At 62.8% G+C, this 12,435-nt stretch carries 15 protein-coding genes; 6 read left to right on the plus strand and 9 right to left on the minus strand.

The window, feature by feature from the left end; genetic code table 11:
- The first annotated feature begins 138 nt into the window (after nt 1-138).
- Both KY459_11165 and KY459_11170 read left to right on the plus strand, forming a co-directional pair.
- A complete protein-coding gene (locus KY459_11165) occupies nt 139-606 on the plus strand; it encodes a (2Fe-2S)-binding protein (protein ID MBW3565276.1) in 468 nt (155 codons plus the stop codon).
- The gene (locus tag KY459_11170; GenBank protein ID MBW3565277.1) at nt 603-2,789 is read left to right on the plus strand and encodes a molybdopterin-dependent oxidoreductase; all 2,187 of its coding nucleotides are present in this window, start codon (nt 603-605) and stop codon (nt 2,787-2,789) included. The genes KY459_11165 and KY459_11170 overlap by 4 nt, the downstream gene beginning before the upstream one ends.
- Here KY459_11170 and KY459_11175 read toward each other — a convergent pair whose 3' ends face one another.
- Entirely contained in the window at nt 2,790-4,346 is a 1,557-nt protein-coding gene (locus tag KY459_11175) for an NTP transferase domain-containing protein (protein MBW3565278.1), read from the minus strand.
- 348 nt (nt 4,347-4,694) lie between these two features.
- Between KY459_11175 and KY459_11180 the strand changes: the two genes are divergently transcribed.
- Nucleotides 4,695-4,916: a hypothetical protein gene (locus KY459_11180; protein ID MBW3565279.1), complete on the plus strand. Its 222-nt coding sequence runs from the start codon at nt 4,695-4,697 to the stop codon at nt 4,914-4,916.
- On the opposite strand, the gene KY459_11185 is transcribed toward KY459_11180, so the two are convergent.
- The 8 genes from KY459_11185 to KY459_11220 all read right to left on the minus strand — a co-directional run bounded on the left by KY459_11185 (nt 4,910) and on the right by KY459_11220 (nt 9,424).
- Nucleotides 4,910-5,860 (minus strand): D-2-hydroxyacid dehydrogenase, encoded by a 951-nt coding sequence (locus tag KY459_11185; protein ID MBW3565280.1) that lies wholly within the window; start codon nt 5,858-5,860, stop codon nt 4,910-4,912. The two genes, KY459_11180 and KY459_11185, sit on opposite strands and share 7 nt — an antisense overlap.
- A 225-nt stretch (nt 5,861-6,085) precedes the next feature.
- Nucleotides 6,086-6,235 (minus strand): hypothetical protein, encoded by a 150-nt coding sequence (locus KY459_11190; protein MBW3565281.1) that lies wholly within the window; start codon nt 6,233-6,235, stop codon nt 6,086-6,088.
- Between the two features lie 141 nt (nt 6,236-6,376).
- The gene (locus KY459_11195) at nt 6,377-6,715 is read right to left on the minus strand and encodes a tRNA-binding protein (protein MBW3565282.1); all 339 of its coding nucleotides are present in this window, start codon (nt 6,713-6,715) and stop codon (nt 6,377-6,379) included.
- A 26-nt stretch (nt 6,716-6,741) separates the two neighbouring features.
- Nucleotides 6,742-6,984 (minus strand): hypothetical protein, encoded by a 243-nt coding sequence (locus KY459_11200; protein ID MBW3565283.1) that lies wholly within the window; start codon nt 6,982-6,984, stop codon nt 6,742-6,744.
- Between the two features lie 48 nt (nt 6,985-7,032).
- Nucleotides 7,033-7,944 carry a phytanoyl-CoA dioxygenase family protein gene (locus KY459_11205; GenBank protein ID MBW3565284.1) on the minus strand — a complete coding sequence of 304 codons (912 nt, stop codon included), beginning with the start codon at nt 7,942-7,944 and terminating at the stop codon, nt 7,033-7,035.
- A 10-nt stretch (nt 7,945-7,954) separates the two neighbouring features.
- On the minus strand, nt 7,955-8,368 hold the full coding sequence (locus KY459_11210) for a hypothetical protein (GenBank protein MBW3565285.1): 414 nt from the start codon (nt 8,366-8,368) through the stop codon (nt 7,955-7,957).
- Between the two features lie 27 nt (nt 8,369-8,395).
- Nucleotides 8,396-8,671 carry a hypothetical protein gene (locus KY459_11215; protein ID MBW3565286.1) on the minus strand — a complete coding sequence of 92 codons (276 nt, stop codon included), beginning with the start codon at nt 8,669-8,671 and terminating at the stop codon, nt 8,396-8,398.
- Between the two features lie 93 nt (nt 8,672-8,764).
- Nucleotides 8,765-9,424 carry an outer membrane beta-barrel protein gene (locus tag KY459_11220; GenBank protein ID MBW3565287.1) on the minus strand — a complete coding sequence of 220 codons (660 nt, stop codon included), beginning with the start codon at nt 9,422-9,424 and terminating at the stop codon, nt 8,765-8,767.
- Between the two features lie 328 nt (nt 9,425-9,752).
- Here KY459_11220 and rpmE point away from each other — a divergent pair, with 328 nt between their 5' ends.
- The 3 genes from rpmE to prfA all read left to right on the plus strand — a co-directional run bounded on the left by rpmE (nt 9,753) and on the right by prfA (nt 12,084).
- On the plus strand, nt 9,753-9,956 hold the full coding sequence (gene rpmE, locus KY459_11225; protein MBW3565288.1) for a 50S ribosomal protein L31: 204 nt from the start codon (nt 9,753-9,755) through the stop codon (nt 9,954-9,956).
- Between the two features lie 116 nt (nt 9,957-10,072).
- The gene (locus KY459_11230) at nt 10,073-10,975 is read left to right on the plus strand and encodes a DUF1385 domain-containing protein (GenBank protein ID MBW3565289.1); all 903 of its coding nucleotides are present in this window, start codon (nt 10,073-10,075) and stop codon (nt 10,973-10,975) included.
- Between the two features lie 32 nt (nt 10,976-11,007).
- Nucleotides 11,008-12,084: a peptide chain release factor 1 gene (gene prfA / locus KY459_11235; GenBank protein MBW3565290.1), complete on the plus strand. Its 1,077-nt coding sequence runs from the start codon at nt 11,008-11,010 to the stop codon at nt 12,082-12,084.
- The last annotated feature ends 351 nt before the right edge of the window (nt 12,085-12,435 follow it).

Here is a 12,435-nt window from a genome sequence, read left to right on the forward strand (position 1 = left end):
CGCAGAGAATGTCGAGCCCGCTTCAGCGGGCGGCAGATTTCGCGCTGAAGGGGAGGCGTTCCGAGAATTTCGCCGATTGTTCACCGATCTCCATTCGGATCGAGCCGTTTCCTGAGTAAGGTGTGTCAGGAGGATTCAATGACGGCGCGAAAACTCACCATCAACGGCAGGAAAGTCGAGTTACAGGCCGGTGCTGATATGCCGCTCCTCTGGGCGCTCAGAGACGTCCTCGGCCTCACGGGTACGAAATATGGCTGCGGTGTCGGACTCTGCGGCGCGTGCACGGTGCTCGACGGAGATCGCGCAATCCGGTCCTGCCAGGTCGGCGTGGGGGCCGCCGAAGGTCACTCGATCACGACGATCGAGGGTCTCTCGGAAGATGCGTCCCATCCGATTCAGAAGGCGTGGCTCGAGGAGGACGTGGCGCAGTGCGGATACTGCCAGCCGGCGATGATCCTGGCCATCCGGGCGCTGCTTCGCGAGAACCCCGACCCGACTCCGGCCGAGATCGACGCCGCTCTCAGCGATCACGTCTGTCGCTGCGGTTCCTACCCTCGTATCAGAAAAGCGGCGCTGCGCGCGGCGAGACTCGGAGGCGGAAAATGACCACGACACGCCGCGATTTCATCAAGCTCGTCAGCGCGAGCAGCGGAGCGCTCATCCTCGGCCTCCGGCTCGATGCACTGTCGGACGAAGCTGCCAGCCTCGAGCCGAATGCCTGGGTATCGATCCATCCCGAGGGCTCAGTCCTCATCCGCATCGGAAAAAGCGAAATGGGTCAGGGCGTCCGGACGTCACTCCCGATGATTCTCACCGAGGAGCTCGACGCCGATCTCTCGTCGGTGAAGATCGAGCAGGCGTCGCCGAGTGAAGTATTCAATCGCCTCGGAACCGGGGGAAGCGGATCGATCATGAGAATGTGGGATCCTCTCCGCCAGGCCGGGGCGACGGCCCGCGCAATGCTCGTCGCCGCGGCCGCAGCTCGCTGGAACGTCGATCCGTTGACATGCACGACCTCAGCGGGAGTCGTCCACCACTCGCCCACCGGCCGGACGGCGAAGTACGGTGATCTCGCCGCCGCCGCGTCCACTCTGCCGGTTCCTCAGGATGTCCCGCTGAAAAAACGGGAGGACTTTCGCCTGATCGGGAAGGCTCTGCATCGGACCGATGGTCCCGACATCGTCACCGGACGCGCCGTCTACGGACTCGACGTCCGCGTTCCCGGGATGGTCTTCGCGGTCCTTGCGCGCCCTCCCAGGTTCGGCGCCACAATGGCGAAACTCGATTCGAAGAAAACCGAGTCGATGCCAGGCGTCGTGAAGGTCGTCGAGATTCCGCAGGGAGTCGCCGTCGTCGGGACGACGACGTGGGCCGCCCTCGAAGGAAGACGAGCGCTCCTCATCGAATGGAAGAACGGCGAGGGTTCCGATTTCGACAGCGATGAGCACGCCGGCAAACTGCGCGCGGCGACCGAACATCGGAACATGGTGATCCACACGGTCGGAAATGGCGCGGCCGATCTCGAGCTCGCCGATCGGAAGATCGAAGCACTCTACGAATACGGTTTCGAAGCGCACGCTCCGGTCGAACCTGTCAACTGCACCGTTCTCGCCGAGGAGGACCGGTGCACGATCTGGTCACCGACGCAAACGCCGAACAGCGTTCAGGCGGTCGGTGCCCACGTCCTCGGAATCGACCGTTCTGCCGTCCTGGTCAACGTGATGATGATCGGCGGAGGCTTCGGGCGCAGGCTCGGGCACGACTTCGATCGTGAGGCGGTCGAGATCGCGAGCAGGATGAAGGGGACGCCGGTGCAGCTCGTCTGGTCGCGCGAAGACGACATGAAACACGGCTACTTCCAGGCCGCCTCGGCGCACCGCCTCGCCGCCGGAATCGACGAATCCGGCCGCGTGACGAGCTGGCTCCATCGAAAAACCTCGTCGCCGCACAACGCTCGCTACGCATTCTCCGAAAAGGAGCGCGCCAGCCCGGACGTCGTTCGTGGATGGGCGTGGGGCGTCTACGACAACCCCTACGCGATCCCTTCGATGGAGATGAGCTACGGCATCGTCGACTCCCCCGTTCTGATCGGACCGTGGAGATCCGTCTTCTCGCCGCCATCGGTCTTCGCCCGCGAATGCTTCATCGACGAGATCGCAATGGAGCTCGATCGCGACCCGATCGATCTTCGCCTCGAGCTCCTCGGGCGCGACGACGAATCGATTCCCCATACGCTGACGTTCGACGAAGACAAGTCGGACCGGCGACGGCTGCGGGGAGTGCTGGACGCGGTCGCGAAGCTTTCGCGCTGGAACGCGCCGGTCAAAAAGGGACACGCGCGCGGCATCGCCTGCAATGTCTTTCACACCGAAACCTACATTGCGTACGTCGTCGACGTCTCCCTCCGGCCGGATGCTCCGGACGGCGCACTCCCGTTTCGAGTTCACAGCGTCGCAGCCGCGGTCGACTGCGGCGTCGTCGTCAACCCGAACGGCGTCCGCCAGCAGGTCGAGAGCGGCGTCATCTGGTCCCTCTCGAACATGAAATCGGAGATCACTTTCCGCGAGGGTGCAGCGGAGCAGAGCTACTATTCCGATTTCCCTGTGGTCATGATCGACGAGACACCGGCAGTCATCGACGTGACCATCATCGAGAGCGACGACGATCGTCCTCACGGACTCGGCGAACCGACCGTATGCCCCTTTGCACCGGCCGTCGCGAACGCACTCTCGAGACTCGCCGGAAATAGGATCCGGAAGCTTCCCGTCAGAGCCGGCGATCTCGCCTGATCAATCGCGATCCGTGACGATCTCCGCGTATGCGCGAGGGTCGTCGACGTCCCGCGTGTCGCCGGCTTCGATGAGGCGGGCGGTCGAATCCGATCGGATCAGCTCGCGCGCCCCCTCGTCGCCATCGAGACGCATCAGCTCGCGGAAGAGCGAACGCGCGAAGATCGCGGGGACGCCGCCCCCTTGGGCGTAGCGAGTTGCAACGATGTTCCGGTCATCGGCTCTCCACGCCCCGATCAGCCGCTCGAGATCCGGCCGGTCAATCCGCGGCTGGTCGGCGAGGACGATCAGTGCGGCGTCGATGTCGTCACCGAGCGCCGCCACACCGCACCGTACCGAGCTCGCGATTCCCTCCCGCCAGTCGGAGTTGGGGACCGAACGAGCTCCGCGACGCCGGGCTATAGCTCCAACTTCCGGCTCCGCGCCGTCGACGACGACAACGTCGCAGACCGGAAGCTCGCCCACGGTCGCGAGCGCTTCCTCGAGAAGCGAATCATCCCCGCGGCCCTTCATCAGAAGCTTGCTTTCCCCCATCCTCGACGAGCCGCCCGCGGCCAGAATGATCGCCGCCAGTCTGGCCGAGCCCCGGCCGTGAACCGGCTCACTGCTGGCGCTGAGCGAGCCACCCTCCACTCCCCGGCGCACCGCCTGGATCTCGGCGACGATTGACAGCGCGATCTCCTCCACGGTTTCCGAGCCGATCTCGAGTCCTGCAGGGGTGTGCAGCCGGAAGAGGTCGAGATCGCCGTGCTGGTTCCGAAGCTCTGCGACGAGCTTCCCGCTCCGTGAGCGCGACCCGATGAGACCGACATAGAGCGGATCGTTTGCGAGCGCCTCTGCCACCAGGTCGAGGTCGCGCTCGAAATGGTGCGTCATGACCACGATCGCCGTTCGGGCGGGTCTCGTAACGACCGGACCGAGATCCTTCGCGGTCCGTGCGAGCGCGGCCATCGATTCGCGAACCCGCGGCCGGTGATCGACCACGACCGGTTCCCATCCGATCGGGACCGCCAGCCGCGCCATCGACGCCGCGAGCGCTCCTCCACCGCAGAGGATCAGCTCGAGCGGTGCCTGAAGCCGCTCGCGGAAAATCACGCGCCCGCTCGCCCCATCCGGAGCCTCGTCGAGATGAATCCGGGTGCGGGGACCGCTCTCCGGTTCATCGGATACCGTCAGAAAGAGGTCGCGGTCGCGGATCGCATCGGGAATCGTGGCGAGCTCGTCCGACAGTCTCCCGCCGATCTTCTCGACCGCGATCGCCACCTCGCCGTCGCACATTGCACCTTCGCCGAGAAGTACGTCGTCATCGGCACCGTCGTAGCGGAGGATCACCGAGCGACCCGTGCGAATCACTTCGCTCGAGGCATCGATCACCGAGTTTTCGAGACAACCTCCGCTCACCGATCCGATGGTCGACCCGTCCTCGAAAACGAGCATCCTCGCTCCCGGCCGCCGGAAGGTCGAGCCTCGCGTCCGGATGACGGTCGCGAGCGCGCCGCCGCGCGCCCGATCCGCGCGGTCGCCCCACGCGGTTGCGATTCCGACGATCTCGCTCATCAGCGCCCATCCTACGTCCTGGGTCGGCAGCCCGCGAGCAAAGCGACAGATTCGTCACGTCACCGAGTAGCGTGCTCCGGACGCCCCTCGCAATCGCCACGTTCATTTACGAGCCGCCCCCCAGATCCTTCGCCTGCGCTTCGCCGGTCCCTAATAAAAACAGCCACGAAATTTGTTGGACTTTGACCCTTTTGCAGCGCTTCGCTTGGCCTGATGTCCCAACCTGCGAGGTCCCTCGCTTGCCCGCCCGACCTCCCGCTCGGGATGACGTCGGTTTGAGTACGCGAGTGAGGTTGTTGTTGCACTCACGGGTTTCATTTCCGCAACGCGCCGGTCTACTCGCTCAGGATGACGAGTTGTTCGATTTCGCAAAATTGTGTATCCCGTCAGATCGCAGCAACGAAGGCGTCTTTCCTTCACTCTTCACTCTTCACTCTTCACTCTTCACCCTTCACTCTTCTCTCTTCACTCTTCACTCTTCACTCTTCACTCTTCACTCTTCACTCTTCACCCTTCACTCTTCTCTCTTCACTCTTCTCTCTTCTCCTCGCTCTTCACTCTTCTCAGTAGCCGCGCTCGGTATCGACCAGATTGACCAGCGCTTCCCCCCGCCGGAACCGTCGAAGGTTCTCCGCGAACAGAGCCATCTGACGCTCCTTCGCTTCCGGACTCCTCCAGGTCGTGTGAGGGAGAACGACGACATTCTCCATCGACCAGAGCGGGCTGTCGGACGGCAGAGGCTCCTCGATGAAGACGTCGAGGATCGCTCCGGCGATGCGTCGATCCTCGAGCGCACGAACCAGAGCGCGCTCATCCACGATCTCACCACGGGCCACGTTGACGATCCGCGCAGATCGCTTCATCCGCCCGAGCTCCTCTTCCCCGATCATCCCTTCCGTCCGCGAGGTCAGCGGCACAGAGACGATGACCCAGTCGGCCTTCGGAAGGGTCTCTGCCAGCGCTTCGACCGGAAGTCCCACGTCGAAAGGCTCGCGTGGTTCACCCGTCCGCGTCAGTGCGATCGTCGAGACCCCGAATGCGCGGAGCCGCGTCGCGATCTCGCTCGCTACACGGCCACCGCCGATGAAGAGTGCGGTATCGCCCATCAGCTCCGGCTCCTCGGTTTTCAGCCAGCGTTTCTGACGCTGTCGCTCGAACACTTCCCCGAGATTCTTTTGAGCCGCCAGCATGCATCCGACCACCCACTCCGCCATCGAGACCGCGTTCACTCCCGACGAGTTGGTCAGCGGAATCCCCTTCGAGAGAAACCGCGGAGTCAGGATGTGATCGACACCGACCGAGCCGGTGTGAACCCAGGCGAGATCGGGGTGGTCATCGAGCATCCGATGAAATTCATCCTCCGGTATCCACCACCGAAACAATGCCTCCGCTCCGGCCGCGTCGCCCTCGATCCGACAATCCTGATCGTAGGAAACGAGCTCGAAACGGGACGCGTCCTCACCGAGCGCCTTCTCGATCCCGCTTCTGAGATGCGCCGGGACGAGAGCCTTCATCATTCCGAAGCACCCGTCATCTCCGCTCTCCCGAATCTCCGTGAGGCGTCGGCCGCGTCCCGGCTCAATATGGCAGATATCCAGATGGGTTGCGACTTCATTCTTCCTCCGAGCTCGGCGCGTTCAACCAACACCGCGAAGCGCCCGGTTTACCACGAGATCGCGCAAAAACAAAAAAGGCCGCGCACGTTGGTGCGCGGCCTGATTGCATCAGTGAATGATGCTTCAGCGATTCTGAGGCCGGTTACCGGTCTTCTGAGTCGGATTCGGGTTCTTGTCGGTGCCCTTCTTCGGGGCGCCCTCGAAGCCCTCACGCTCCTTCTCGTTTCGCTTCGGATCGTTCTGTTTGCGGTCGGATGGCTTCTGTTCTTTCATTGCGATATTTCTCCTTTCATTTCGTTATCGGTCTCTTGTCGACCGACACTTATTTGTAGTTGCAATGGCCGCGCCAAAGACAGCTCGTGAAGCAAAATGATCAGACCCCCGGTGTGTCTCACATTTGTCCGCCCGAAACGCTCAGCAGAGCTTCGCGCCATCGGGCACCCGCCGCTCCGGGACCGCCAGAACGATCGCTCCCTCCGCGTCGGCGAAACCGGTGATCAGAACCTCGGATTTAACCGGGCCGATCTGCTTCGGCGGGAAGTTCACCACCCCGATGATCTGACGACCTATGAGATCTTCTTTCGAATAGTGCGTCGTTATCTGCGCGCTCGATCTCCGGAGGCCGATCCCTTCCCCGAAGTCCACCGTGACCTTCCAGGCCGACTTCCGTGCTTCCGGAAAATCGAGCACCTCCACGATCGTCCCGACTCTCAGCTCCACCCGTTCGAAGTCTCTCCACTCGATCTCTTTCATGACTCGATCTTCGCACACCGTCCGACTCACGCCGGCTCATTCTTCAGTACTCCGCGGGTGTTCATGGCAGCCAGCACAACCTGGAGAATCACCAGAGCCAGCGCCCCCGCAGCCCATCCCCAGATACTCCACAGAAGATTGCTCAGGAGAAACAGCCAGAAGCCCGCTTTTCTGCGCCATTTCGTCTGACTCGCCGTGAACCACGCGGCGAGGACGGTGACGATCATTGCGGGCCATTGCAGAGCGTCGAGCCACCATGCCGAGTCCATCCCCGCTCCATGAGCGAAGTCGGTGCCCGTCCCGGGAGACCCTGTCGCTCAGATGCCGAAACGATGACGCAGCGTAGCGACCCAGCTCGTCCCCTGGCGCGAAAGAGGATTCGCGAAACCGACAGCTCCCCCTTTTTTCATCAGCCGTCGCGTACCGACGATCCGCCGGACCGGCTCATCATCGCCGAAGGTAATCGTGTGAGCGATCAGCCGATGGTGCCGGCGGGCTGCGAAATGAATCACGTAGCTCTTTCGCGTCCGGTGGGGATCCGCGACTGGTGAACCACCGTGGAGAAGACCCGGATGCCAGAAGAGCACTTCCCCACTCCTCGGGGTGAAGATCACACGCGCTTCCTCCACGTCGTCGTTCGCGGTCGAGTGATGCGAGCCGGGAACGTAGACGAGAGGGCCGGAGTCGGGATGAATGTCCTCGAGCGCGATCCAGGCGGCGACGAGGAGTCCCGGCGGGTCGGTCTTCACATAGTAGGGATCGCGGTGAAGCGCCTGCCCCGATCCGTACTCGAACAGGATCGACTGGATGGCGATCACCGGCTCCCCGAGAAGGAGCGCCGCGAGCCGATGAAGCGAGGGGTCGAGATAGAGGTCGCGCGCGGCCCGCGAATGGGACTGCGCTTCGTGGATGCGAGCACCCGGGCGTGTCGCATCGACCGGAAGGTCCGCGAGCGGCCGGAGCGTCTCGTCCCCGTGCGAGCATCCCGGCAGATCATCAGGACGCTCGGACCAGAGCCGGTCGATCTCCTCCGCCAGGTCCCGGCAGAGACCGCGGTCGCCGACGACGGTCGAAAGCGACCCATTCTCCCGGAACTCGATCAGCAGCCGGGCCTCCGCCGGAGTGATCGTTCCCGACTCGACGGCACCCTCCATCCGTTGGGGAGCGTCGGGCCCGTCGACCCAAAGTACAGGCACGATCTCGTTCGGATGCTGCGGTCCGCGATTCATCGCCGCAAGTCTAGCGGCTCACCCGCACCGTTGCTCGATATTCGGCGGGGTCGATCCTGACTCCCTCTTCGGGATGGGGCTCGATCCGGAGGAGCTCGATTGCATACGTTCCCACGACCGCGGATCGGGAGAATCTCTCGTTGAGATGAAGTTCGATCGTGGTCGGTTCACCCGACTCGACCCACACGCTCGTCACCGCGGTCGCATCTCCCTCCCAGACGCATTGAATGCCGATCGCGCACCGGGAGTCGTTCTCGACCCGAAGCAACTCGACGAAGAGCCGCTCGTCGTCGAAGGACCTGACTTCCCCAGCAGCGATCGTCGCTTCCCACGACGACGTCCCCCGGTCGTCCGCATCAGGGGCAGTGACCGATCCTCCGCACCCGAAAATCAGCAACCCGAAAAGCATCCCGCAGATCCTCATGTTCACCTCGTCCGGCGGCGGGATCGATCAGCCCGCTCCGAGCTTTTCCCGATACTCCTCCGGCTTCCATCCGAACACGAACTTGCTGCCCGAGACCACCAGCGGCCGCCGCATCAGGTTCGAATCCTTCAGAATGAGATCGATCGCCTCGGAGGCCGTGACTTTCCGATCCGCGAGGCCCCTCTCCTTGAATGCCGGGCTTCTCGGATTGAGCACTTCGCGCGCATTCGCGTCGGTGACGAGCCGCTCGAGCAGCTCCCGCGGCGGTGGATCCTTCGCGAGATCGTGTTTCTCCAGGCCCACTCCAGCATCGTCGAAGAAGGCGACCGCCTTCCTGCAGCTCGTTCAGCTGGGCTTGAGCCAGATCTGCATCCGTTTACCGGCCATGATTCCTCCCTAGAACTGGAACGACAATCCGGCCGAAAGAATCAGCGGATTGACTTCGATCTCGCCCTGCTCCTCAGGGCCCGCGAGAAAGACGACAGTTGCAGCCGACTCGACCGGAATGTACTTCGCGTCGACATTGAGCGCGAACGCGCTCGTCAGATCGAAGCTGAACCCGAGGTTGAAGACGACCCCGTAATCGTCCTCGAGCTCGACCCGGTCGAGCTCGATCTGCTCGACATCGTCGCGGCTCTCGAGGTCATCGACGAGAACGTAGCCGACTCCTACACCGATGTAGGGATCGAAAGCCGAGTTGGGCAGGAGGTGGAGTTGAAGCACCGCACTCAGCGGGACTACCTCCAGCTCACCGAGGGCGAGGGGCGGCAGCGCCGGGTTGGCGGCCGTCGCGAAGGCATCCGGCTCGAACCGGTGAATCGATGCGGCGAGCGAGAGGCGGTTGCCGATGAAGAAGTTCAGCCCGAGGCCATACCCGGTCTCCGAATCGAAATCGATGTCGACATCATCGATCTCGTCGGGGTCGATCGATTCCAGGGTCGTGTCTCCGCTCAGATCGATCCAGCCATACCATGCGGTCACATCGACGATTCTCCCCTCCGCCGGCAGCGCGAAGAGCCCCGCCACCAGAGCAGTGGAAATCAGAAGTCGTTTCATTTCAGAGTCCCCCTTCCCCCGCCCGAGCGAGCAGGATCGGTGCCGATGGTCGCTTCGCGCAAAAACGCAACATTCGTCATTCTGAGCCCGGCGGAGCACGGGCGAAGAATCTGGCCGGGGGCTCGTGAATCACCGTTGCCGTCCACTCGTCACTTTCTTTCACGAGCCTGCCGCCAGATCCTTCGCCGTCCTTCGGCGGCTCAGGATGACGAGGGGGTGGAATGTCCGGGCGCCCGCCCATTAGAGAACCCGCATCCCCCGCACCCCCAGAATAATCAGGTCGTTCCGGCAGTTTTCCGGCGCGACTACAGAGGTAGAGGACGAGACTATGAAATCAGGAATTCATCCCGAGTATCACCAGGTGGAGGTCCACTGTGCATGTGGCCACACCTTCACGACGCGCTCGACGAACAAGGATCTCCGGCTGGAGATCTGCTCGGAGTGCCACCCCTTCTTCACGGGCAAACAGAAGCTCGTCGACACGGCAGGCCGCGTCGATCGCTTCAACAAGAGATACGGCAAGAGCTCGTGAACGTGCTCGCCGGCGCATGGAGAGGTGCAGCCCGGTTCGCGGCCGGGGCCTTCGGGGCCCTGACCAACGGGCTCGTCTCGGCGACGCCCGAGACCCGGCCCGACAACAACGTCGACATGATCATCGGCGGGCAGGCTGTCCTCGAAGGCGTCATGATGCGCAGCTTTTCTGGCTACGGCGTCGCGGTACGCCAGCCTGATGGCGGAATCGCCGTCAAGGAAGGCGCGATCGAGCCGATCACGAAGAAATATCCGATTCTGAAGACTCCGGTCCTGCGCGGATCGATCGTCCTCTTTCAGGCACTCGTTCTCGGCCTCCGTGCGCTCAACTTCTCCGCGGTCGCCTCCTCGGAGGACGAAGACGGCGAGCCCGAGCTGACCAACTGGGCGATCTTCACCTCCATGGCGATGGCCTTCGGGCTGGGAATCGGCCTCTTCATCCTCGCTCCGCTCGGCCTGACCAATCTGATCCGCGCCACGCTCATGCCGGCGATGGACAACTTCACCTACAACATGATCGACGGGGTCATCCGCGCGGTCTTCTTCTTCGTCTATGTCTGGTCGATCTCCTTCATGGACGACATCCGCAGGGTCTTCCAGTACCACGGCGCTGAGCACAAGACGGTCTACACGTTCGAAGCACGAGAGCCTCTGACCGTCGAGAACGCACGGGTGAAGTCGACTCTGCATCCGCGATGTGGAACGAGCTTCCTCCTCTTCGTCCTCGCGATCTCGATCCTGGTCTTCTCGCTGATTCCGCAGACGGCACCATTCTTTGCGAAGTTCGGAGCGCGCATCGTTTTCCTTCCGCTGATTGCGGGTATCGCCTATGAGCTGATCCGGTTTTCCGCACGACATCTCGACAACTCGCTCTGCCGTGCGCTGATCACCCCGGGGCTCTGGCTCCAGCGGATCACGACGAAGGAGCCGGACGACAGTCAGCTCGAGATTGCCATTCATGCGCTCGAGGTCGCTCTCCGCTACGACGCGGTCGACACCGATCAAGTCGCCGTAGCCTGAGCGGGGCCGGACCCTCCGGCCGGGCAACCACGATGAACGACGTTCGCGACAAGCTCCAGCAGATCGAGAATCGCTACGAAGAGCTCCAGCAGATTCTCGCCGACCCCGCAGTCGCCACCGACCGGGACCGCTCACGCGAGGTGATGAAATCCGTCACCGAGATCGAAGAGATCGTCGAAGCGTGGCGCGAGCTGAAGCAGGTCGAGTCGGGGCTCGCGGGAGCGCGTGAGATCGCACGAGGAGACGATCGCGACATGCGCGAGCTCGCCGAGGCCGAGATCGAAGAGCTCGAGGAACGGCTTCCCGAGATCGAGCAGACGCTCCGAACGCTCCTCCAGCCGAAGGATCCGAACGACGAGCGAAACGTCTTCGTGGAGATTCGCGCGGGTACCGGCGGAGACGAAGCGACTCTCTTCGCCGCGGAGATGATGCGCCTCTACACCCGTTACGCCGAGACGAAGCGGTGGAAGGTCAGCCTCACCGACGCCAACTGGTCGAGCGTCGGCGGGGTCAAAGACGCGACACTCCTGATCGAAGGCGACAAGGTCTACTCACGCCTCAAGTACGAGTCCGGCGTCCACCGTGTTCAGCGCGTCCCCGAAACCGAGACGCAGGGTCGCATCCACACCTCGGCGATCACCGTGGCCGTCCTCCCCGAGGCCGACGACATCGACATCCAGATCGACGCGAAGGACCTTCGGATCGATACGTTCTGCTCCTCCGGTCCCGGCGGACAGTCGGTCAACACCACCTACTCCGCGATCCGGATCACCCATCTTCCGACCAATACCGTCGTCTCCTGCCAGGATGAAAAATCGCAGATCAAGAACAAGGCGAAGGCGATGAAGGTGCTCCAGGCGCGCCTCTACGACATGGAGCGCGACAAGCGTGAGGCGGAGCTGTCGGCTACGCGGAAGGGACTGATCGGAAGCGGCGACCGCTCCGAGAAGATCCGGACCTACAACTTCCCGCAGGACCGCGTGACGGATCACCGGATCGGCCTGACCGTCCACAACCTCCCTTCGATCATGAACGGTGCGATCGATCCCCTGATCGACGCACTCAGCTCGCACTATCAGGCGGAAGCAGTGCGGGAGAGCGTAGCGTGATGAAGCAGGAGCCAGGATCCAGGAGCCAGGATTCAGGAGCCAGGATTCAGGAGCCAGGATTCAGGAATCAGGAATCAGGAGACAGGATTCAGGGCGGGGCAACGGGATCGTGATCGTTTCGCCAATCACGTAGCCGCGCTGGAAGCTCTTCGACTCTCCGAACCCCTCCACGTGATGGATGAGAAGCACCTCACCCGAAAGTCTGCCCTGATTCCTGATTCCTGAATCCTGGATCCTGGATCCTGGCTCCTGATCCCTGATCCCTTCTTCATCCCAATGAAATGAATCCGTCTCCCCGCCCGATTGAGAGTGCCATGTCACCGTCCGATGTAAACGATATCTCCGGTCTTT

The sequence above is a fragment of the Acidobacteriota bacterium genome, assembly GCA_019347945.1.
In the GTDB taxonomy this organism is placed as follows: Bacteria; Acidobacteriota; Thermoanaerobaculia; order Gp7-AA8; family JAHWKK01; genus JAHWKK01.